Genomic DNA, 19,930 nt, shown 5'->3' with positions numbered 1-19,930 from the left:
GTGGACATGGTCTACGCAGCGCAACACACCCCGCGGCCGTAGTAGCTCCACCGGCGCCTCTGCCAGGGTGAGCACCATGACCGCTCCCCCGCCGGGCCCGCGCGCAGAACCGTCGCGACCCAGCCGCACCAGCGTCCTCACCCTGGCCGCCGCCCTCCTGCTGGCGGTGTCCGGGCTGTTCGGTCTCCCCGATGCCGTCTTCTCCCAGGCCTACTACACCACCAGCTGGATCGTCCTGGCCGCCATCGCCCCGGTGCTGACGGTGACCACCCTCGTCCTCGCGGCCGCCGCGGTGGCTCGCGGTTCGCGGACGTTTCTACTGGTCGTGGGCGTCGGCACCCTGCTGCACCTCGTGGCGCTGATCGGGCTCGGTCTGCCGGCGAGCGGCGGCCTCCCCACCACCGACATGACCGGTCGCCTGTGGTCCGGTCCGGCGCAGCTGCTGCTCGCCCTGGCCTGCCTGGTCCTGGCCTGGTGGATCACCTCGCGCACGGAGCGCCGCCAGTGGGCGCCGCTCGTCCTGGTCGCGCTCGCCCCGGTGCTGGGGCGGATCACTGGAACGGGCCCCTACTGGGACCTGGCGTGGTGGCCGGTCCTTCTCGTCGCCCTGGGCATACCTGCCGTGCTCACGATCCTCGCGGCGGGCCTCGTCTGCCTCCCCGACCGTGGGCCGCAGATCTCCGGGGCGGTCATCATCGTGTTCGCCGGCCTGAGCCAGTACGGTTCCGCCCTCCTGCTCGGCCGGCAGCCGAACCCGGAGCCGCTCGTCGTGATGGGGTTGGCACTCGCATGCGCGGTCGCCGGGATCCTCGCACGACGGCGAGGCGCGGTGGACGACGCCGTCGTCGTGGCGTCCACCCGCCCCGAGGCAGACGAGGAAGCCGAAGGCGATCCGTCCGACCCACCTGGGAGGAGCAGAAAGCTCGCCCTGGTCGCCCTGACCGTGCTGGTGCTGGCCACCGGCCTGGACGTGGCGCGGATGTTCACGCAAGGCCCCGGGATCCAACCCGGTGGGGCGGGGCTGGTGCACCTCGTCGGCCTGCTGGTCGGTGCGGCCGTCCCGACGGTGTTGACACTCGCGGCCGGCGCGGCGACCCTCGGCTCCCGCGGCATGCTGGTCGTGGCAAGCGTGGCGTCGGGCCTCCTCGGTCTCGCCCTGCTGGTGAGCCGGACGGCAGCAGGTGGGACGGTCGTCCTCGAGGAAGGGCTGCCCTTCGTCGCGCTCGGCCTGTCGCTCGCGCTCGCGTGGACCGGGGTGCTGCGACCGGAGGCGGGCGGCACGACGTTGCGCTGGGTAGCGGTGCTCCCGCTGGTGCTCGCGGCCCCGGCGCTGCAGCTGCTCATCGACCCGGGCCTCGCGATGCACGCCTCGAACCCTGCGTTCGTGCTCCACGTGCTCACGATCCTGGTATCCGGCCTCGGGCCCTTGCTGGCGGCGGCCCTTCTCGGCCTCCCGCGCCGTGGAGCCCGGGTCACCGGGGCAGCGTTGCTGGGCCTCGTCGCGATCGCCGCCGTCCTCGGCACCGTGGTGGACGCCGCCTCCGGCCTGCGTCTCCTGGCCGCGCTCAACCTGCTGCAGGTCGCCGGCTACGCCCTGGCCGCCGTCCTCGTCGTGGTCGCGATCACCCCGCCGAGGACGGCCGTCCAGGCGGCAGGACAACGCTCCGTACCGTTGACGTGATGCCCGCCCGGGCGACCCTCAGGGAGCCACGTTGTGGTTCGACGCGAACAGGTTGTGCGGGTCGTACGCGCGCTTCACCTCGCGCAGCCGGGCGAGCGTCGCCTCGGGGTAGGCGTTGCGCACGTCCTGCTCCGTGGCGGTGCCCATGAAGTTGACGTAGCCGCGCCCGCTGATGCCGAACGCCCGGGCGGTCGACTCCACCCACGCGCTCGCCGCGGGCAGCGACTCGACGTCCGGCGCGAACTTGCCGACCGTCACCATGAGCGTGGGATCCCGGTGCGCGAAGGCGGTGGCCGCCGGGTCGACGCGACCGATCGCACCGCCCATGGCGCGGAGGTTCACCGCCGCGGGGCCGCCGGCCCCGGACACTGCCTGGATCACGTCGGCGGCCCAGGCCTCGTCCGGCGTCCAGGCGCCCGCACCGACGAAGCCGGTCCGGGCGTCGCCCATCCCACCGGGCGGCGGTCCGCCCGGCCCCTCGAACAGCCCCGTGTACGGCATCTCCTGCACGCCGTCGAGCACCGGGCCGAGCGCACGCAGCCGCCCGAACACCTCGGCGGCCGCCGCGGCCGTGCCCGAGTGGCACAGCAGCGCCATGATGACCGGCGTGCCGTGCAGCTCGGCCGGGATCATCGGGACGGGCGGGGCCATCATCACGTTCACCATGCCCCCGAGCTCCTCGGACCCCTCGGTGAACGTCCGCAGCACCGTGGCGAGCGTCTCCGGCGCGGGCGCCCACATCATCATTCCGCCCGTGACCGTGCGCAGCTCCCGCAGGCGCAGGTCCAGCCGGGTCACGACGCCGAAGTTGCCGCCACCGCCGCGGAGCGCCCAGAAGAGGTCGGGGTGCTCGTCGGCGTCGGCCCGCACCACGCGACCGTCGGCGAGGACCACCTCCGCGCCGAGCAGGTTGTCGACGGTGAGCCCGTCGTGCCGGCTGAGGTAGCCGATGCCGCCGCCGAGCGTGATGCCGCCCACGCCGACGCTGCCCGTGTCCCCGAACCCGGTGGCGAGCCCGTGGGCGCCCGCCGCCGCGGTGTACGCACCGGCGAGGACCCCGCCCTGCGCACGTCCGACGCCTGCGGCCGGGTCGATGTCGACACCGTCCAGGAGGCGAAGGTCGAGCACGAGCCCGCCGTCGACCAGCCCGTGCCGGGCCTGGTGGTGGCCGCCGCTACGCACCGCGAGCGGCAGGCCGGCGTCACGGGCGACCGCGAGCGCCGCCGCGATCTCGTCGGTGCTGCGGACGCGGGCGACGGCAGTCGGTGTCCGGACCGGGCCGCCCACGAACACGGCCGCCGTCTCGGCGAACTCGTCCGCGGACGGGGTGAGCAGGCGGTCACCGAGGATGGCCGCGAGCGGGGCCAGGGCGTCGTCGAGCGCCTCGGGTGAGAGCTGGGTGGTGCGGGTGACGCTGGTGGTGCCGGTGCTGTCCTGCAGGGCCATCTCGAGCCTCCTGAGCGGTGCCGAAGTACCTTCGAGCGCCAACGTTAGGCATCTAAGGATTAGGCGTCAATGCATTTCGGCGGCCACCGAACTACCCTGCGACCATGCGAACAAGCGGGCAGTCCAGCGCCGAACCCGGGGGCACGGACGGCGGACCGGAACCGGCCAGGTCCGGGCCGGTCCCGGTCGCGGTCTCGATGTGGCAGTCCGTGCAGCGCGTGATGCGCGCGTTCGACGCCCTGCTCACCCAGCATGGTGGCAGCTGGCAGGTCTGGCACATCCTGCTCGCCCTGCACCAGGGCACGCCGGCCACCCAGCGCGAGCTGGCCCGCGCCGTCGGCATCCGGGAGGCCACCCTGACCCACCACCTGCGCGGCATGGAGGACCGGGGCCTGGTGGTGCGCACGCGCGAGGCGTCGAACCGCCGGGTCCAGCGCATCGAGGTCACGGCAGCGGGCGAAGCACTCTTCGGTGACCTCAGGTCCGCCGCGATCGGGTTCGACAGCACGCTGCGCGCCGCCATCGGCGACGGCCCCGACGTCGACACGTTTCTCGCGACGCTCGGCCGGCTTGCCGACTCGGTGCCCGCCGGCGGGCGCGACATCGTCCCGCAGGGCTGGCCGCGCGGTACCCCTGGCAATGCCCCGACCGGTTCGTCCCCACGGGAATAGGCGCTGCCCCGGGCAACTTTGTAAGTGTCGTGCAGCACACCGGAAAGACCCTGACATGACCGCGCAGCCCTCGGGCGCCACCGTCGACGTGCGGCTGGGTCTGCGCGGTGACCGCGGGCCGATCCTCGGCGCGCTGATGCTCTCCACGGCGCTCGTGGCTCTCGACGTCACGATCCTCGCCACGGCGTCGACCACCGTCGCACGAGAGCTCGGTGCGTTCGAGCAGGTCCCGTGGCTGTTCTCCGCGTACACGCTGGCCCAGGCGGTCACGGTCCCCCTGTACGGGCGGCTGGCCGACGTGTTCGGGCGCAAGCGGGTGATGATGCTCGGCATCGGCCTGTTCCTGCTCGGCTCGGTGCTGTGCGCCGTCGCCTGGAGCATGCCGGCGCTCATCTGGTTCCGGGTGCTGCAGGGCCTGGGCGCCGGAGCGATCATGCCGATGTCCATGACCATCGCCGGCGACATCTACAGCCTCGCCGAGCGCGCCAAGATCCAGGGGTACCTCGCGAGCGTGTGGGCCGCGTCCTCGGTGCTCGGCCCGACCCTGGGCGGCGTGTTCAGCCAGTTCGTGAGCTGGCGCTGGATCTTCTGGGTCAACGTGCCGATCGCCACGGTGGCGGCGGTCGTCCTCTGGCGGCGCTTCCACGAGAAGGAACGTGCGGGTGAGCGGGAGCCCGTCGACTACCTCGGCGCGGCGCTGCTGACCGGCGGCAGCACCGCCCTGGTGCTGGGCCTGCTCGAGGGTGGGCACGCCTGGGCCTGGGGCTCGGTCGAGTCGGTGGGGATGTTCGTCGCGTCGGCGGTCCTGCTCGCGGCGTTCGGCGTGACGTCCCGCAGGACGGCGCACCCGATCTTCGACCTGGCGCTGCTGCGCCGCCGCGTGGTGGGCGCGTCGACCGCGGCCGGCCTCTGGGTCGGCGTCATCACGCTGGGCCTGACCACGTACGTGCCGATCTACGCGCAGGGCGTGCTCGGCACCGGACCGCTCGTGGCGGGGTTCGCCCTGGCCTCCCTCCTGGTCGGCTGGCCGTTGGCGGCCACGCTGTCGGGCAGGGTCTACCTGTCCGTCGGGTTCCGCTGGACGGCGCTCCTCGGGTCGGCGATCGTCCTCGCCGGAGCACTGCTCACGCTCAGCCTCGGTGCCGGCTCCGAGGTATGGCACATATCGGCCGCCGTGTTCGTGATCGGCATGGGCATGGGGCTGGTGGCCGTACCCACGCTGCTGGCCGCGCAGCACAGCGTGGGCTGGAACGAGCGTGGTGCGGTGACCGCCACGAACATGTTCGCGCGCTCGATCGGTCAGGCCGTCGGCGTGGCCGCGCTCGGCGCGGTGGTGAACGCCGTGACCACGATCGGCGCGGACGGCACGCCCGAGGGGCCCGGCCTGGCCCACGCCATGCACCTGGTGTTCTGGTGCGTCGTCGCCTCCGCCGCGCTCCTGGCCGTGACCGTGCTGCTGCTCCCCCGCGACCACCCGAGGGACACCCCGGCGGCGCCGTGATCCGGGCGGGCCGAACGGGCCTTGACTTCATGTCGACATGAAGTCGGATGCTGGTGCGGTACCGCACGCCCCCCAGGAGACGGAGCCCGCGATGTCCGCACCAGACCCCTCGACCAGCCCCTACGACGCCGTGGTGATCGGTGGTGGCCCGGCCGGGCTGCAGGCAGCTCTCACGCTCGGCCGCATGCACCGGCGTGTCCTCCTGCTCGACTCCGGCGAGTACCGCAACGCGTCCGCCGAGCACATGCACAACGTCGTGACGCACGACGGCACGCCGCCGGCGGAGTTCCGTGCCGCGGCACGCGCCGAGCTGGCCGCCTACGACACGGTGACGGTCCGCGCGGCGGCCGCGACCGCCGTCGTGCCGGACGGCGCGGGGTTCCGGGTCGAGCTGGGCGCCGAACCGGGCGCCGAGGGCTCGGACGGGCCCGAGGCGCCCGCCGCCCGCGCGGTGCTGCTCGCCACCGGGCTGCGCGACACGCTGCCGCCGGTCCCCGGGCTGGAACCGCTGTTCGGCACCGTCGCCGCCGCCTGCCCCTACTGCCACGGGCACGAGCTGAGCGGCCGGCACGTGGCCGTGCTCGGCGACGGTCCCCACGTGACCCGGGTCGCGTTCCTGCTGGAGCGCATCGCGAGCCGCCTCACCGTCCTGACCGACGGCGCGGAGCTCGAGCCGGGCATCCGTGCCCAGCTCGACGACGCGGGGGTCACCGTGCGGCCCGAGCCCGTCAAGGAGCTGACCCGCAGCGCCTCCGGTGCGACCGTGACGTTCGCCGACGGCCCCGCCGAGGAGGTGGGCGGCATGTTCGTGGCCCCCGCGACCGCCCAGCGCGCGCCGTTCGCGGAGCAGCTGGGCCTCGACCTGCTCGCATCGGGCGCCGTCGAGGTCGACGTCATGGGGCGCACGAGCATGCCGGGCGTGTTCGCCGCCGGCGACATGGCACACACGCCGGCGACACCGATGCCGCTCGCGTCGGTCCTCGCGGCGGCAGCGTCCGGCCAGATGGCTGCGGGCGCCCTCGACGGCGAGCTGCTCGCCCGCGACCACCCGGCCCCGCGCTGACGGTGCCGGCTACGCGCTCGAGCCCTCCCGGAGGGTGCGGCGCTCGGCCTCGATCGTCAGGAGCTCGGCGAACGCCGCCTGGTACGCCTCGGTGTCCGCCGGGTCGAGCCGCTGCAGCCGGCTGCGCGCGTCGGCGACCCGCCGCGTCAGACCCAGGTCGGCGACGCGGCGCACCACACCCGCGACGAACGCGGCGATCGCCGACTCCCGGTCCTCCGGGAGGGACGCCACCGAGAGCTGCGTGACGACGCCCGCCACGGTCTCCGGTGCCTGCTCCAGCACGGCGGCGACCCACTGCGCCGCGGACATCTCGCGTCCGGCCGCCGCTCCCCCGGCCGCCCGGATCGCGGAGTGCACGACACGCCAGGCGGGCACGACGAACGCGTCCTCGCCCAGCACGTCGAACGACGAGGGGACGTGCTGCGGGTACTGCAGCACCGCGACGAGCGCGAGCCGCTCGTCGCGCGCCACGGGGTCGCGCGGGTCGGGTGCGGGCAGCTGCGGCACGCCCCCCGTCGTCGGACGCTCGTCCGAGCCGGCCGGCCCGCCGCCGTCCCCGCCCGCCGTGGTCGGTGGCGGCTCCCGCAGCGACGGCGTGCTCGCCGCACGCGAGATCTCCCGGGCGACCGTCCGCTCGTCGGTGCCGATCCAGCCCGCCAGCAGACGCGCGTACTCGGGACGCAGCGCCGTGTCGCGGATACCGGCGATGATCGGCGCGGCCTCCCGCAGCGCGTTGACCCGGCCCTCCGCGGTGTTCAGGTCGAACTCGTCGAGCTTGCTGCGCACCACGAACTGGAACAGCGGCACCCGGCCGTCCACCAGGGCCCGGACAGCCTCGGGACCGCCCACCATCCGCAGGTCACACGGATCCATCCCGCTGGGCTCGACGGCGACGAACGTCTGGGCGAAGAACCGCTGGTCCTCGCCGTACGCGCGCACCGCGGCCTTCTGGCCGGCCGCGTCACCGTCGAACGTGAAGATGATCTCGCCACCGAGCGACGCACCCGACTTGAGCTGCAGGCCGCCGCCCGCCGTCGTGTCGCCGAGCAGGCGGCGCACCACCTTCGCGTGGTCGGCGCCGAAGGCGGTGCCGCACGTGGCCACGGCGGTCGTCACGCCGGACAGGTGCGCGGCCATGACGTCGGTGTACCCCTCGACCACCACCACGCGCTTGCCCTTGGCGATCTCCCGCTTGGCGAGGTCGATGCCGTACAGCACGTGCGACTTCTTGTAGAGGCTGGTCTCCGGGGTGTTGAGGTACTTGGGCCCCTGGTCGTCCTCGAACAGGCGGCGCGCGCCGAACCCGATCACGGCACCCGTCACGTCCCGGATGGGCCACATGACCCGGCCGCGGAACCGGTCGTAGATGCCCCGCTGACCCTGCGACATCAGCCCGCTGGCGACCAGCTCCGCCTGCGTGAAACCCCGACCCTGGAGGTGGCGCTGCAGCGCGTCCCAGCCCTTGGGCGCGAACCCGACACCGAACCGCTCGGCGTCGGACCGGTCGAAGCTGCGCTCGGCGAGGAAGGCGCGCGCCGCGGCCGCTCCCGGGCCCATGAGCTGCTCGGCGTAGAACTCGGCGGCCACGCGGTTCGCCTCCAGCAGGCGCTGACGCTTGCCGGGCTCCTCGCGCGGACGGGCCGAGCCGCCCTCCTCGTAGCGCAGCTGCACCCCCGTCTTGCCCGCGAGGTACTCGATGGCCTCGGTGAAGCTGAGCCCGTCCATCTTCATGATGAACTCGATGACGTCGCCGCCCTCGCCGCAGCCGAAGCAGTGGTAGCGACCCACGCTCGGCCGCACGTTGAAGCTGGGGCTGCGCTCGTCGTGGAAGGGGCACAGACCCACCAGCGCACCCACCCCGGCGGGCTTGAGGGTCACGTGCGCCGAGACGATCTCGTCGATCCGCGCGCGCTCGCGGACCTGGTCCACATCCTCACGTCTGATCAGCCCGGCCACGCCCGAAGTCTATGCGTGGGGGCAGCGCCAGGACGCCGCCGTCCACATGCTCCCGTCAGCCCGTGAGCCCCTGCGCCTCCGCGCAGCTCCGGGCGTACGCACGCGGCGCGACGCCGACGGCGCGCACGAAGTCACCACTGAAGTGCGCCTGGTCGTAGTAGCCGACGGCGGCCGCGAGCCCCGCCAGGTCCAGGGCCGGATCACGCCCCAGCATCTCGGCGGCGAGGTGCACACGATGCCGCCGCAGCACCCACTTGGGGCTCACGCCCACCCAGTCCGCGAACAGGCGCTGCAAGGAGCGGGGCGTGGTGCCGAGCCGGGCGGCGAGGTCCGCGACGGTGGTGCCGGGCACGGCGTCGGCGATCGTCGCGAAGGCCTCGTCGAGTGTGGCCAGCGCGGCGGCGGACCGCGGCGTCCGGGCCCGCTCGGCCGCGGCCTGGAGCAACGGCGTGACGGTCCGGACAGCGTCGTCCGGCCGACCGGCCGATGCGTGGGTGAGCGACTCCGCGGCGGTGCGCTCCGCCGTCGGCCCGAGAAAACCTGCCGGGCCGACGGCGCCCCGCTCACCCGGGTGCGTCAGCTGGAGCAGGGCGCGGTACCCGCCGGGGCGCAGCTTGGTGCCCACGACGGCGCCGGAAGCGACGAGCGTGCGCTCGAAGAGCCCGGCGGGCATGGCGTAGGCGAGGAAGCCCGTCTCCTCCGCGACGACGTGGCCCACCGGGTGCGGCATGACGGTCTGCGTGAACGCGGCACCGGGGGGCAGGTCCCAGGTGATCACCCAGTGCCAGTCGACGAGGTCGGCGAGGTCTTGGGCCGGCTCGACGCGCGCCAGCGTGAACCGGTCGCGCGCCCGCGCGGGGTTCACGATGCCGAGTGTGGGCCCGGAGTCGAGCGCCTGCTTGACCGTGCGGTCGCCGTCGAACACCTGTCGCATATTTCCAAGACTGGCACAACCGAGCGGGGAAGCATCGGTGACATGAAGAACTCAGCCCTGCACCCCAACATCTCCGTGGCCGACGCCCGCGCCGCGATCTCCTTCTACGAGGCGGCGTTCGGCGCCGAGACGAAGGACGTGGTCACCGCCGGTGACGCGATCATCCACTCCGACCTGGTCCTGCGGTCCGCTGCCGGCGAGTCGACGTTCACCGTCGCCGGCGCGTTCCCGCCGGACTCCGTCGCCCCCGAGCCCGGCGCGCCCACGCACGCGAGCTTCACCATCCCGGTCGAGGACACCGATGGCGCGTACACGCGCGCGATCGACGCCGGTGCGACCAGCCTGGCCGAGCCGGCCGACTGGTTCGAGGGGTTCCGACAGGCCGCGGTCCGCGACCCGTTCGGTCACCGCTGGTACTTCGTCACGGTGGACGAGTCCGTGACGTCGGACGACGTCCAGCGCGCGAGCGACGCCTGGATGGCGTCCCGCGACTGACCACTCGCACCCGACCATGCAGTTGCTGCCAGATCAGTCCCGATCCTGGCAGCAACTGCATGGTCGGGTGCAGGCCCCCCTGGGAACGGACGCGTGCTTTGCCGTGCTCGTACGGTTCGGTACGCTTTGCCCCGACCCGAGGAGGAAAGTCAGGAATCATGGGAATCCGGTATCGCAAGAGGCTGTCGCTCGGCCCGCTCAAGTTCAACATCACCCAGAAGGGGTTGTCGTCCATGAGCTTCAAGATCGGTCCCTGGACCTGGAACTCCCGGACCAAGAAGCACTCGATCAACCTTCCCGGTGGTCTGAGCTGGTACAGCAACAACAAGTAGGACCGCCGCGGCGGAGGCGGGGATCGGCCCCTGCCTCCGCTCCGACTGCCACCGCGCGGGCATCCGGCGGGGGCGGAAAGATGACAGCGGGCAGGTGCCAGCGGCGAGATTCCCGGGATCCCGGCCCGCGTGACTAGAGTGGCGACGTGGAGCAAGCCCTCGGGAAGAGCATCCCGCCGTCGTACAGTGCGCAGGACGTCGAACGCTGGGTGTCCGAACCACCCAAGTCGCAGGCCCGCACCCCCTTCGAACGCGACCGCGGCCGTGTGGTGCACTCCTCCGCGCTGCGGCGCCTCGGCGCCAAGACCCAGGTACTCGGCGCGGGGCACGACGACTTCGTCCGCACCCGGCTCACCCACTCCCTCGAGGTGGCGCAGGTGGGCCGCGGCATGGGCCGGTCCCTCGGCTGCGACCCCGACGTCGTCGACACCGCCTGCCTCACCCACGACCTCGGCCACCCGCCCTTCGGGCACAACGGCGAGACGGCGCTCGCCGAGATCGCCGAACCGATCGGGGGTTTCGAGGGCAACGCGCAGACGCTGCGCCTGCTGACCCGGCTGGAGCCCAAGGTGCTCGCCGACGACGACACCCCGGCCGGCCTCAACCTCACCCGGGCCAGCCTCGACGCGAGCGTCAAGTACCCGTGGGCCTACGGAGCAGGCCCCGCGCGGCCGGACGGCACGGCGAGCCGCAAGTTCGGCGTCTACGCCGACGACCTCCCCGTGTTCGCCTGGCTGCGGGAGAACGCCCCCGACGGCGTGAAGTGCCTCGAGGCCCAGGTCATGGACCTCGCCGACGACATCAGCTACTCGGTGCACGACGTCGAGGACGGCGTGGTGGCCGGCCGCATCGACCTGGACCTCATGGCGGACGCCGAGCAGCGGGCGCGCGTCGCCGAGTACGTGCGGGCCTGGTACGGCGAGTGGTACACCGAGGACGCCATCGACGCGGCCATCGGCCGTCTGCAGGACTACCTGCGCGGCGTCGGGCACCTCGTGCGGGCGTTCGACGGGTCGCGGAGGTCGCTCGCCTCGCTCAAGGACATGACGAGCCAGCTCATCGGCCGGTTCATCGGCTCGGCGATCACCGCGACGCGTGCCGAGTTCGGCGAGGGCGCCCTGACCCGCTACGCCGCCCGGCTCGTGGTCCCCGCCGAGACCGAGCACGAGATCCTCGCGCTCAAGGGCATCGCCGTCGCCTACGTCATGGCGCCGCGCGGCCAGGAACCCCGCTACCTGCGGGAGCGGGAGATCCTGGCCGAGCTGGTCGGCGTGCTCGCCGACCGCGCCCCCGACGAGCTGGAGACACCGTTCGCCGCGGACTGGCGAGCCGCGCCCGACGACGACGCCCGCCTGCGCGTCGTGGTCGACCAGGTCGCGTCGCTGACTGACCTGTCGGCGCTGGCGCTGCACCGACGGCTGGTCGCACCGGGCTCCTAGGCACGGTGGGGGCTACCGCAGACGCGCGACCTGCGTTTCGACCGGGCGGCCCCGGGACGCGGGGGCCGAACCGCAACCTGCACGTCCCGGCGGCGACTCTGGCGCGGCTCCGGCGCACCGAACCGCAACGTAGACGTCTCAGCAGCCGTGCTCTTCCGCCGAACCGCAACCTGGACGTCACGGTGGCCGCCGAACCGCAGCGTGCACGTCCTTGAGCGGCTCGTACGACTAGCAACATTCGGTTCGAGGCCGCCGCCGACTATCAACGTTCGGTTCGGCATCCCACGAACCCCACGCCCACGCCCAGCAACAGCCCACGCGCCGGACCCGGCGCGGCTCAGCCCTTGACCGAACCCGCCGTCAGCCCGCCCACGATGTACTTCTGCAGGAACAGGAACAGCGCGAGCACCGGCAGCGCCGACAGCACGGCGCCCGCCGTGAACAGCCCCCAGTTCGCGTCCAGCAGCGAGGACACCCAGCCGTAGAGGCCCACGGCGAGCGTCCAGCTCTCCTCCGACTGCAGCAGCACGCGGGCGATGATGAACTCGCCGAACGTCGCGATGAAGCTGAGCAGCCCCACCACGGCGAGGATCGGCGCGGTCAGCCGCAGCACGATGGTCCAGTAGATCTGGGCGTGGGAGGCGCCGTCGATCTTCGCGGCCTCGTCGATCTCCCGCGGCACGGTGTTGAAGAACCCGTACATGAGGAACGTGTTCACGCCGAGGGCTCCTCCGAGGTAGACGCAGATCAGTGCCAGCTTGGAGTCCAGGCCGAGCACCGGCACCACGTCGCCGAGCGAGATGCACAGCAGGAAGATCGCCACGAACGCGAGCATCTGCGGGAACATCTGGATGATGAGCAGGGCGGTGAGCCCCACCCGGCGACCGCTGAACCGGAAGCGGGAGAAGGCATAGGCCGCCGCGGCGCCCATGAGCACCGTGCCGGCCCCGGTCACCACGGCAACGACCAGCGTGTTGCCCATCCAGGTCCAGAACCTCGTGTCGCCCAGCGCCACGTAGTTGGCGGTCGACACCGATGCGAACAGCTCGTTGGAGCCGGTCAGCGTGCCGCCGTCGGCCAGCGAGGCCGACACGACGTAGACCAGCGGGAAGCCCGCGTAGACCACGGCGAGCACGCCGACCAGGTGCCGCCACCCGAGGTCGGAGAACCAGCGGGCCGGGGACGTACGGCGGGGCAGTGCGACCCGGCTGCTCGCGGGGGCTGTCGTCGTGGTCGTGGTCATCAGGCGATCTCCTCGAGCGAGCGGGTGCGCCGGAACGCGAGGGCGGAGATGGTCGCGACCACCACGAAGATGACGATCGACAGGGCGCTGGCCAGGCCGTAGTCCTTGGACGCCGTGCCGTCGAGCCCGGAGACCGAGTAGACCATCGAGATGAGGATGTCGGTGTGCCCGAGCGGCACCGACGCGTCGTCGAACCGCGGGCCGCCGCCGGTGAGCATGTAGATCAGCGTGAAGTTGTTGAAGTTGAACGCGAACGACGAGATGAGCAAGGGCGCCGTCGCGACCAGCAGCAGCGGCAGCGTGATGGACCGCCAGGTGCGCCACCGGCCCGCGCCGTCGATCCTCGCCGCCTCGAGCACGTCCCCCGGCAGGGACTGCAGCGCGCCCGTACAGATCAGGAACATGTACGGGAAGCCGAGCCACAGGTTCACCCCGAGCACGGCCAGCTTGGCGAGCACCGGGTCCGTGAGCCAGGGGATCTGGGCCCCGCCGAGCAGCACCTCGTTGACGAACCCGTAGGACCGGTTCAGCATGCCCGACCACAGCAGGGCCGCCAGGAACCCGGGGATCGCGTACGGCAGGATCACCAGCGTCCGGTAGAACCGCCGCCCGCGCAGGCGTGCGTCGTTGAACGCGATCGCCAGGAACAGGCCGAGCAGGAACGTGGAGGCCACCGAGAGCACCGCGAACGCGAACGTCCACAGCAGGATCTTGCCGAACGGGCCCGCGTACCGGTCGTCGCCGAAAGCCGTGACGAAGTTGTCCAGGCCCACGACCACGCGCCAGCCCACCGGCAGGGTGGTGCCGTCGGCGGCCTCGAACTGGCCGTCGTCGTTGGGGGTGTACGTCACGCCGGAGGTGGTGTCGGTCATGGTGTCCGACGCTTCGTCGTACGTCAGCGTGGACGTGAAGACGTAGCCGGTGCGGGCGTCCTGGGTGCGGATCGAGCCGTCGGCCGGGTCCTCCGATACGGGCACGCGCAGGTCGGTGACCTGCTGCTGCCGCTCCAGGACCTCGGCGTACTCCAGCACCTCGTAGCCCGGCAGGGCGGTGACCCGCCCGTCCTGCACCGCGGCGCCGTCGACGGCCGCGAGCGGCTCCTCGGCGGTGCCCGCCCGGACCCCGCCCTCGGGCGCGACGAGCGCGAAGCCGAGCGTGTCACCGTCCGCGACGACGGTGAGCGGCGCGGACGGCGAGCCCTCAACCCGGCGCTCGTTCTGCACCAGGAGCGCCTCGACGGCCTGCTCCTTGGTGGAGTTGTGCCCGTCGCCGTAGTTGGTGAATGCGACGTAGCCCGTGTAGGCCACCACGTAGACCTGGTACACGAGCAGGAACGCGAGCCCGGGCAGGATGTACTTCAGCGGCAGTGCGCGCTTGCTGAAGTACGCCCAGTTCGCCGCGAGCAGCAGCGCGACCATCGCCGCGAGGATGCCCCACGACTCGGCGCCCCACGCGGCCAGCAGGGCGTAGACGCCGAGGGCGTCGACCAGCGCGATCAGGGCGAGCTTCACAAGAAACCCGGGGCTCCAGCCGGTCCGACCGGAGCCCCGGGTCACAGGCGACATCATCAACCGATCTCACCCTGGATGTCGGTGACCATCTTGTCCCAGGCCTTGGCCGGGTCGGACTTGCCGGAGATGATCGCGGCCTCGGTGACGCCCCAGTACGCCCACACGGCGCCCATCTCGGGCAGCGACGGCATCGGCACGGCCTCCGCGCCGATCTCGCGGAAGCCCGCGGTGATCGGGTCCTCCGAGGCGGTGTCCGCGGCCTCGATGAGGGCCGGCGGCCGGTCGCCCGCCTCGTAGAGTGCGAGCTGCGCCTCGGTGGTGGCCATGTGGTTGACGAGGAAGTCGTTGGCGAGCAGCGCGTTCTCGCTCTGCGCGCTCACGTAGAAGCCGGCCACGCCCACGAACGGCTGGGCGGGCTCGCCGCCGGCGCTCGGGATCGGGTCGATCGCCAGGTCGAGGTCACCGAACTGCTCCAGCATCCAGGGGCCGCCCACGATGAAGGGCGACTCGCCCTTGGCGAAGGCCGCCAGCGCGATGTCGTAGGTGACGTCGGTGCTCAGCGTGCCGGCGTCGCCCTGCTCCGCCAGCCACTGCGCGAACTTCGTGCCGCCGTCACCGCCGAGCGCGAGCTCCGGCGCGTAGGAGCCGTCCGCGTTCTGCTCGAACACCGGGGCGCCGAACGACATCTGCAGCGGGTAGTACGTGTAGGGGTCGCCCTCGGTGGAGGTCTGGATCAGCAGCGGGTACTTGGTGCCGGCGTCCTTGCCGGCCGCGATCGCGTCGTCCCACGTGGCAGGTGCCTCGGGTGCGAGCTCGGTGTTCCGGATGAGCGCGATGTTCTCCACCGCGTACGGGAGGCCGTAGACCTGGTCGTCCTGCGTGAAGGCCGCGACGGAGACCGGCTCGAACGCCTCGGCCTTGTCGCCGAGCTCGATCGGGGCCACGACGCCGTTGGACGCGAGCTCGCCGAGCCAGTCGTGCGCGCCCACGGTGACGTCGGGGCCCTTGCCCGTGGGCACCTGGGCCAGGAAGTCCGGGCGGATGTCCTCGAAGTTCTTCAGGACCACCTCCACCTCGGCGCCCGTCGACTCCTCGAAGCCCGCGGCGGCGTCCTCCACGGCGGCCTGGCGGGTCTCGTCGACCCAGACGGTGAGCGTGGCGCCCGCTCCGTCCGGCGCAGCCGAGGTCTCCTCGCCCGCTGGTTCCTCCGCGCCGCCCGCGCAGGCGGTCAGCGCCAGCGTCGCGGTCAGCGCAGCGGCGGTCAGGATGCTCCGTCGCATCGTCACTCCCGGTGTTCACGGCCCGAGACGGGCCTGGATTCGATGCCACGAACCGTAAGGCCGCCTCCCGCAATTTTGCAAGCCGTTGCGATAAAGTTTCAGCATCGCTTGCAGGCCTGCACGCGAACGCCCGCACGATCACTCAGGACGAAGGAGCCGCGTGTCACTTAGGCTGCCAGGCGTGCGCACCCGACTCACCGACCTCGCCGAGCAGGCAGGGGTCTCCACCGCGACCGTGTCGCGCGTGCTCAACGGAAAGCCCGGCGTCGCCGGCGAGACCCGCCAGGCCGTGCTAGCGGCCCTCGACGTGCTCGGCTACGAGCGCCCGTCCGCGCTGCGCGCCCGGCCCGCCGGCCTCATCGGCCTGGTCGTCCCGGAGCTGTCCAACCCGGTGTTCCCGGCGTTCGCGCAGGCCATCGAGTCCCAGCTCGCCGCACGCGGCTACACGCCGCTGCTCTGCACCCAGTCGCCGGGCGGCACGACCGAGGACGAGTACGTCGAGACCCTCATCGACCACGCGGTGGACGGCATAGTCTTCGTGTCCGGCAAGCACGCCGACACCCGGGCGTCGACCGAGCGCTACCAGCGGCTGCGCGGCCGGGGCCTGCCGATCGTGCTGATCAACGGGTACGCCGCGGGCATCGACGCCCCGTTCGTCTCGCCCGACGACGCCGCCAGCGTCGAGCTCTCGGTCCGGCACCTGGTGGCGCTCGGCCACCGCCGCATCGGCATGGCGATCGGCCCCGACCGGTTCGTGCCGGCCAAGCGCAAGATCGAGGCGTTCGCGGCTCAGCTCGTCCGGCACGGCCTCGCGGCCACCGAGCATGAGGCCCGTGAGCACGTGGCCCTCACCCTCTACACGCTCGAGGGCGGCCAGGCGGCGGCCGGCGAGCTGTTCGACTCCGGGCACACCGCCGTCGTCTGCGGCTCGGACCTCATGGCCCTCGGTGCCGTGCGCGGCGCGCACGCGCGCGGCCTGTCCGTGCCCGACGACGTGAGCGTGGTGGGCTACGACGACTCGCCCCTGGTGGCGTTCACCGACCCCCCGCTGACCACCGTGCGCCAGCCCGTGGCCGACATGGCGCACGCCGCCGTCAGCGCCCTGCTCACCGAGATCCACGGCGAGCGCGCACCCCGGTCGGAGCTGCTGTTCACGCCCGAGCTGGTGGTCCGCGGCTCCACGGGAGCGGCACGGCACCCGGGCTGACCCCGTACGCTTGCAGCAAAGCGTTACAGCCGACATACCACCGACCACGAGGACGCGACACGTGACACGTACTACCCCGCTCACCACCGACGACCTCACCGCCGGACCCCTCGTCCACACCTCCGCCGGTAGCGGCGAGTGGTGGCGGGACGCGGTGATCTACCAGGTGTACCCCCGTTCCTTCGCGGACGGCAACGGTGACGGGATCGGCGACCTGCCGGGCGTCACCTCCAAGCTGGACCACCTGAAGCAGCTGGGCGTCGACGCCGTCTGGCTGAGCCCGTTCTACCGCTCGCCCCAGAAGGACGCGGGCTACGACGTCGCCGACTACCGGGACATCGACCCGCTGTTCGGCACCCTCGCCGACTTCGACGAGATGCTCGCCGGCGCCCACGAGCGCGGCCTCAAGATCATCGTCGACCTCGTGCCCAACCACTCCTCCGACCAGCACGTCTGGTTCCAGGAGGCGCTGGCCGCCGCCCCCGGGTCCGCCGCGCGCGACCGGTACATGTTCCGGGACGGCCGTGGCCCGGAAGGCGACGAGCCGCCGAACAACTGGCAGTCCATCTTCGGTGGTCCCGCCTGGACGCGGCTGGCCCCCCGCGAGGACGACACACCGCTCGGACCGCAGTGGTACCTGCACCTGTTCGACACTTCGCAGCCGGACCTGAACTGGGAGAACCGGGAGGTCCACGAGGAGTTCGAGGCGGTGCTCCGGTTCTGGCTCGACCGTGGCGTGGACGGGTTCCGCGTCGACGTCGCGCACGGCATGGTCAAGGCGGCCGGCCTGCCCGACTGGGAGGGCCAGGTCTCCATGGTCGAGGGCACCGTCGAGGAGGGCCACGACCAGGTCTCCGACCCGGGCGCCCCCGAGGACGGCTCCACGGGCGCCGGGCACAACGGCCCGATGTTCGACCAGGACGGCGTGCACGAGATCTACCGCGCCTGGCACCGGGTCCTCGAGGAGTACCCGGGCGACCGCTGCCTGGTGGCCGAGGCCTGGGTGGAGCCACTGAGCCGCCTGGCCCGCTACGTGCGTCCCGACGAGATGCACCAGGCGTTCAACTTCTCGTTCCTCACGGCTCCGTGGGACGCGGCCAGGCTGCGCACCGTGGTCGACGTGTCGTTCAACACGATGGACGCCGTCGGCGCGCCGACCACGTGGGTGCTGTCCAACCACGACGTCGTGCGGCACGTGTCGCGCCTCGGCCTCGCCACGATCGGCACCGGGCCCCTCAACGGCATCGCGGCGACCGACCCGCAGCCCGACCCCGTGCTGGGCCTGCGCCGCGCCCGGGCCGCGACGCTGCTGATGCTGGCCCTGCCCGGCTCGGCGTACCTGTACCAGGGCGAGGAGCTCGGCCTGCCCGACCACACCGCGCTGCCCGACGAGGTGCGCCAGGACCCGTCGTTCTTCCGGACCGCCGGCGCGGAGGCGGGCCGCGACGGCTGCCGGGTGCCGCTGCCCTGGGTCGGCGGCGCGCCGGGCAACGGGTTCGGCTCCACCGACGCGACCTGGCTGCCGCAGCCGGACGTCTACGCCGACCTCGCGGCCGACCGGCAGTACGGGGTCGAGGGATCGACCTACGAGATGTACCGGACGGCCCTCGAGCTGCGCCGGGCCGAGAAGGTCGGTGCGAGCGGGCTCTCGTGGGTCGAGTCGCTGGCCGACTCCCCCGACGTCGTCGCCTTCCGGGTGGCCGACGTCGTCGTGGTCGGCAACCTGGGCACGGTGCCGCTCGCGCTGCCGGCCGGCGCGGAGGTGCTGGTGGCCTCGGGCGACCTCGACAGCTCGGCGGACACCGTAGCCGTCCCGACCGACACGACGGTCTGGCTCCGCGCCTGACGTCGCGCCTCGGTGGTGGGCGCGGTCGTCGCGGCCACCACCGAGGATCAGGCGGGGTCCCGGATGATCGGGCACGTCATGCAGTGCCCGCCGCCGCGTCCGCGGCCCAGCTCCGCACCGGCGATCTCGATCACCTCGATGCCGGCCTTGCGCAACAGGTCGTTGGTGGTGGTGTTGCGGTCGTAGGTGAACACCACACCCGGCTCCACCGCGACGGCGTTGTTGCCGCTGTCCCACTGCTGGCGCTCGGACTCGTAGACGTCGCCGCCCGTCTCGATGACCTGCAGCGCGCCGAGCCCGGTCTCCCGGGCGACGACCTCCAGGAACGTCGCGCTGCCCTCGTCCGTGACCGAGAGCCCGCCGCCGTCGCCCGGCCGGAGCACGAACGGGCGGATGTCTCCCACGATGCGCGGGTACACGGTCACCGTGTCCACGTCGGCGAACGTCAGGACGGTGTCCAGATGCATGGCGGCGCGCAGCCTGGGCATGCCGGCGACGATCACCCGGTCGGCCGCGCCCCGCTCGAACAGCGCCTCCGCGACCTGCGTGATCGCCTGCCGTGACGTGCGTTCGCTCATACCCACCAGCACCGTGCCGTTGCCGACCGGCATCACGTCGCCGCCCTCGAGCGTGGCCCGCTGGTGGTCGGTCTCCGGGTCGCCCCACCAGACCGGCGAGCCCACGAAGTCCGGGTGGAACTCGTAGACGGCCTTCATCAGCAGCGTCTCGTCGTGCCGCGCCGGCCAGTACAGGGGGTTGAGCGTCACCCCGCCGTAGAGCCAGCAGGTCGTGTCGCGCGTGAACAGGGTGTTGGGCAGCGGGGCCATCAGGTACTCGCGGGAGTCGGCCGTGTACTCAGCCAGCGACCGGTAGGCGGCGGGCAGGTCGGGCACGTCGTGCGTCGCGAGCCCGCCGATCAGGTACTCGGCGAGCTGCTCGGGCACCAGGTTCTCGAGGAACTCGCGTGTCGTGTCGATGAGCCCGGTCCCGACGATGCCCGGGACGATCTTCCGGTCCAGCAGCCAGTCCCGCGCGCCCGGCACCCGCACCGTCTCGGCGAGCACGTCGTGCAGCTCGACGACGTCGACGTCGCGGGACCGCAGGTCGGCCACGAACCCGGCGTGGTGCTCGATCGCCTTGTCCACCCAGAGCACGTCGTCGAAGAGCAGGTCGTCCGAGGTGGTGGGCGTGAGCCGCCGGTGGGCGAGCCCCGGCCGGCAGACCAGCACCTTGCGGAGGCGGCCGACCTCGGAGTGCACCCCGTAGGCCGCCGAGGGCAGTGGGGTGTCGCCGCTCTGGATCGTCATGGTGTGCCTTCCTCCCGG

16 protein-coding genes are annotated in these 19,930 nt (G+C 72.5%); 9 read left to right on the top strand and 7 right to left on the bottom strand.

Annotated elements, in window-relative coordinates; translation table 11 throughout:
* Positions 1-76: 76 nt before the first annotated feature.
* Positions 77-1,681: a hypothetical protein gene (locus ACFSL2_RS24860; protein ID WP_377200404.1), complete on the top strand. Its 1,605-nt coding sequence runs from the start codon at positions 77-79 to the stop codon at positions 1,679-1,681.
* Between the two features lie 18 nt (positions 1,682-1,699).
* Here the strand turns inward: ACFSL2_RS24860 and ACFSL2_RS24855 are convergent, their stop codons facing one another.
* Positions 1,700-3,127, bottom strand: a complete 1,428-nt coding sequence (locus tag ACFSL2_RS24855; RefSeq protein WP_377200403.1) for an FAD-binding oxidoreductase — start codon at positions 3,125-3,127, stop codon at positions 1,700-1,702.
* Between the two features lie 104 nt (positions 3,128-3,231).
* Between ACFSL2_RS24855 and ACFSL2_RS24850 the strand changes: the two genes are divergently transcribed.
* The 3 genes from ACFSL2_RS24850 to ACFSL2_RS24840 all read left to right on the top strand — a co-directional run bounded on the left by ACFSL2_RS24850 (position 3,232) and on the right by ACFSL2_RS24840 (position 6,362).
* Positions 3,232-3,798 carry a MarR family winged helix-turn-helix transcriptional regulator gene (locus ACFSL2_RS24850; protein ID WP_377200402.1) on the top strand — a complete coding sequence of 189 codons (567 nt, stop codon included), beginning with the start codon at positions 3,232-3,234 and terminating at the stop codon, positions 3,796-3,798.
* 55 nt (positions 3,799-3,853) lie between these two features.
* Positions 3,854-5,299: an MDR family MFS transporter gene (locus ACFSL2_RS24845; protein ID WP_377200401.1), complete on the top strand. Its 1,446-nt coding sequence runs from the start codon at positions 3,854-3,856 to the stop codon at positions 5,297-5,299.
* A gap of 91 nt (positions 5,300-5,390) precedes the next feature.
* Positions 5,391-6,362 (top strand): NAD(P)/FAD-dependent oxidoreductase, encoded by a 972-nt coding sequence (locus tag ACFSL2_RS24840; protein ID WP_377200400.1) that lies wholly within the window; start codon positions 5,391-5,393, stop codon positions 6,360-6,362.
* A 9-nt stretch (positions 6,363-6,371) separates the two neighbouring features.
* Here ACFSL2_RS24840 and dnaG read toward each other — a convergent pair whose 3' ends face one another.
* Both dnaG and ACFSL2_RS24830 read right to left on the bottom strand, forming a co-directional pair.
* A complete protein-coding gene (dnaG, locus tag ACFSL2_RS24835) occupies positions 6,372-8,318 on the bottom strand; it encodes a DNA primase (RefSeq protein WP_377200399.1) in 1,947 nt (648 codons plus the stop codon).
* A gap of 55 nt (positions 8,319-8,373) precedes the next feature.
* Positions 8,374-9,252, bottom strand: coding sequence for an AraC family transcriptional regulator (locus ACFSL2_RS24830; RefSeq protein ID WP_377200398.1), 879 nt, complete (start codon positions 9,250-9,252; stop codon positions 8,374-8,376).
* Positions 9,253-9,294: 42 nt separating this feature from the next.
* On the opposite strand from ACFSL2_RS24830, the gene ACFSL2_RS24825 reads away from it, so the two are divergent.
* The 3 genes from ACFSL2_RS24825 to ACFSL2_RS24815 all read left to right on the top strand — a co-directional run bounded on the left by ACFSL2_RS24825 (position 9,295) and on the right by ACFSL2_RS24815 (position 11,518).
* On the top strand, positions 9,295-9,747 hold the full coding sequence (locus ACFSL2_RS24825) for a VOC family protein (protein WP_377200397.1): 453 nt from the start codon (positions 9,295-9,297) through the stop codon (positions 9,745-9,747).
* Between the two features lie 158 nt (positions 9,748-9,905).
* Positions 9,906-10,079 carry a DUF4236 domain-containing protein gene (locus tag ACFSL2_RS24820; protein ID WP_171104560.1) on the top strand — a complete coding sequence of 58 codons (174 nt, stop codon included), beginning with the start codon at positions 9,906-9,908 and terminating at the stop codon, positions 10,077-10,079.
* 146 nt (positions 10,080-10,225) lie between these two features.
* A complete protein-coding gene (locus ACFSL2_RS24815; RefSeq protein WP_377200396.1) occupies positions 10,226-11,518 on the top strand; it encodes a deoxyguanosinetriphosphate triphosphohydrolase in 1,293 nt (430 codons plus the stop codon).
* A gap of 337 nt (positions 11,519-11,855) precedes the next feature.
* On the opposite strand, the gene ACFSL2_RS24810 is transcribed toward ACFSL2_RS24815, so the two are convergent.
* Genes ACFSL2_RS24810 through ACFSL2_RS24800 form a run of 3 tightly spaced genes read right to left on the bottom strand, consistent with a single transcriptional unit; the run spans position 11,856 to position 15,552 of the window.
* Positions 11,856-12,761: a sugar ABC transporter permease gene (locus ACFSL2_RS24810; protein ID WP_377200395.1), complete on the bottom strand. Its 906-nt coding sequence runs from the start codon at positions 12,759-12,761 to the stop codon at positions 11,856-11,858.
* Positions 12,761-14,326, bottom strand: a complete 1,566-nt coding sequence (locus ACFSL2_RS24805) for an ABC transporter permease subunit (RefSeq protein ID WP_377200891.1) — start codon at positions 14,324-14,326, stop codon at positions 12,761-12,763. The genes ACFSL2_RS24810 and ACFSL2_RS24805 overlap by 1 nt, the downstream gene beginning before the upstream one ends.
* 2 nt (positions 14,327-14,328) lie before the next feature.
* Entirely contained in the window at positions 14,329-15,552 is a 1,224-nt protein-coding gene (locus tag ACFSL2_RS24800; protein ID WP_377200394.1) for a sugar ABC transporter substrate-binding protein, read from the bottom strand.
* Positions 15,553-15,733: 181 nt separating this feature from the next.
* On the opposite strand from ACFSL2_RS24800, the gene ACFSL2_RS24795 reads away from it, so the two are divergent.
* Positions 15,734-16,759, top strand: coding sequence for a LacI family DNA-binding transcriptional regulator (locus ACFSL2_RS24795; protein ID WP_377200393.1), 1,026 nt, complete (start codon positions 15,734-15,736; stop codon positions 16,757-16,759).
* A 61-nt stretch (positions 16,760-16,820) separates the two neighbouring features.
* Positions 16,821-18,605: a glycoside hydrolase family 13 protein gene (locus ACFSL2_RS24790; RefSeq protein WP_377200392.1), complete on the top strand. Its 1,785-nt coding sequence runs from the start codon at positions 16,821-16,823 to the stop codon at positions 18,603-18,605.
* A gap of 47 nt (positions 18,606-18,652) precedes the next feature.
* Here the strand turns inward: ACFSL2_RS24790 and ACFSL2_RS24785 are convergent, their stop codons facing one another.
* Positions 18,653-19,912: an arginine deiminase gene (locus ACFSL2_RS24785; RefSeq protein WP_377200391.1), complete on the bottom strand. Its 1,260-nt coding sequence runs from the start codon at positions 19,910-19,912 to the stop codon at positions 18,653-18,655.
* Between the last annotated feature and the right edge of the window lie 18 nt (positions 19,913-19,930).

The organism is Promicromonospora aerolata (assembly GCF_042682255.1).
Classification (GTDB): Bacteria; Actinomycetota; Actinomycetes; order Actinomycetales; family Cellulomonadaceae; genus Promicromonospora; species Promicromonospora aerolata.
This window is presented reverse-complemented; position numbering and strand designations above follow the sequence as displayed.

Coding starts and splice junctions, on each gene's coding strand:
- ACFSL2_RS24850 (WP_377200402.1), top strand. CDS start 3,232: ATGCGAACAAGCGGGCAGTCCAGCGCCGAACCCGGGGGCACGGACGGC.
- ACFSL2_RS24855 (WP_377200403.1), bottom strand. CDS start 3,127: ATGGCCCTGCAGGACAGCACCGGCACCACCAGCGTCACCCGCACCACC.
- ACFSL2_RS24785 (WP_377200391.1), bottom strand. CDS start 19,912: ATGACGATCCAGAGCGGCGACACCCCACTGCCCTCGGCGGCCTACGGG.
- ACFSL2_RS24840 (WP_377200400.1), top strand. CDS start 5,391: ATGTCCGCACCAGACCCCTCGACCAGCCCCTACGACGCCGTGGTGATC.
- ACFSL2_RS24810 (WP_377200395.1), bottom strand. CDS start 12,761: ATGACCACGACCACGACGACAGCCCCCGCGAGCAGCCGGGTCGCACTG.
- ACFSL2_RS24820 (WP_171104560.1), top strand. CDS start 9,906: ATGGGAATCCGGTATCGCAAGAGGCTGTCGCTCGGCCCGCTCAAGTTC.
- ACFSL2_RS24830 (WP_377200398.1), bottom strand. CDS start 9,252: ATGCGACAGGTGTTCGACGGCGACCGCACGGTCAAGCAGGCGCTCGAC.
- ACFSL2_RS24860 (WP_377200404.1), top strand. CDS start 77: ATGACCGCTCCCCCGCCGGGCCCGCGCGCAGAACCGTCGCGACCCAGC.
- ACFSL2_RS24845 (WP_377200401.1), top strand. CDS start 3,854: ATGACCGCGCAGCCCTCGGGCGCCACCGTCGACGTGCGGCTGGGTCTG.
- ACFSL2_RS24805 (WP_377200891.1), bottom strand. CDS start 14,326: ATGTCGCCTGTGACCCGGGGCTCCGGTCGGACCGGCTGGAGCCCCGGG.
- ACFSL2_RS24825 (WP_377200397.1), top strand. CDS start 9,295: ATGAAGAACTCAGCCCTGCACCCCAACATCTCCGTGGCCGACGCCCGC.
- ACFSL2_RS24800 (WP_377200394.1), bottom strand. CDS start 15,552: ATGCGACGGAGCATCCTGACCGCCGCTGCGCTGACCGCGACGCTGGCG.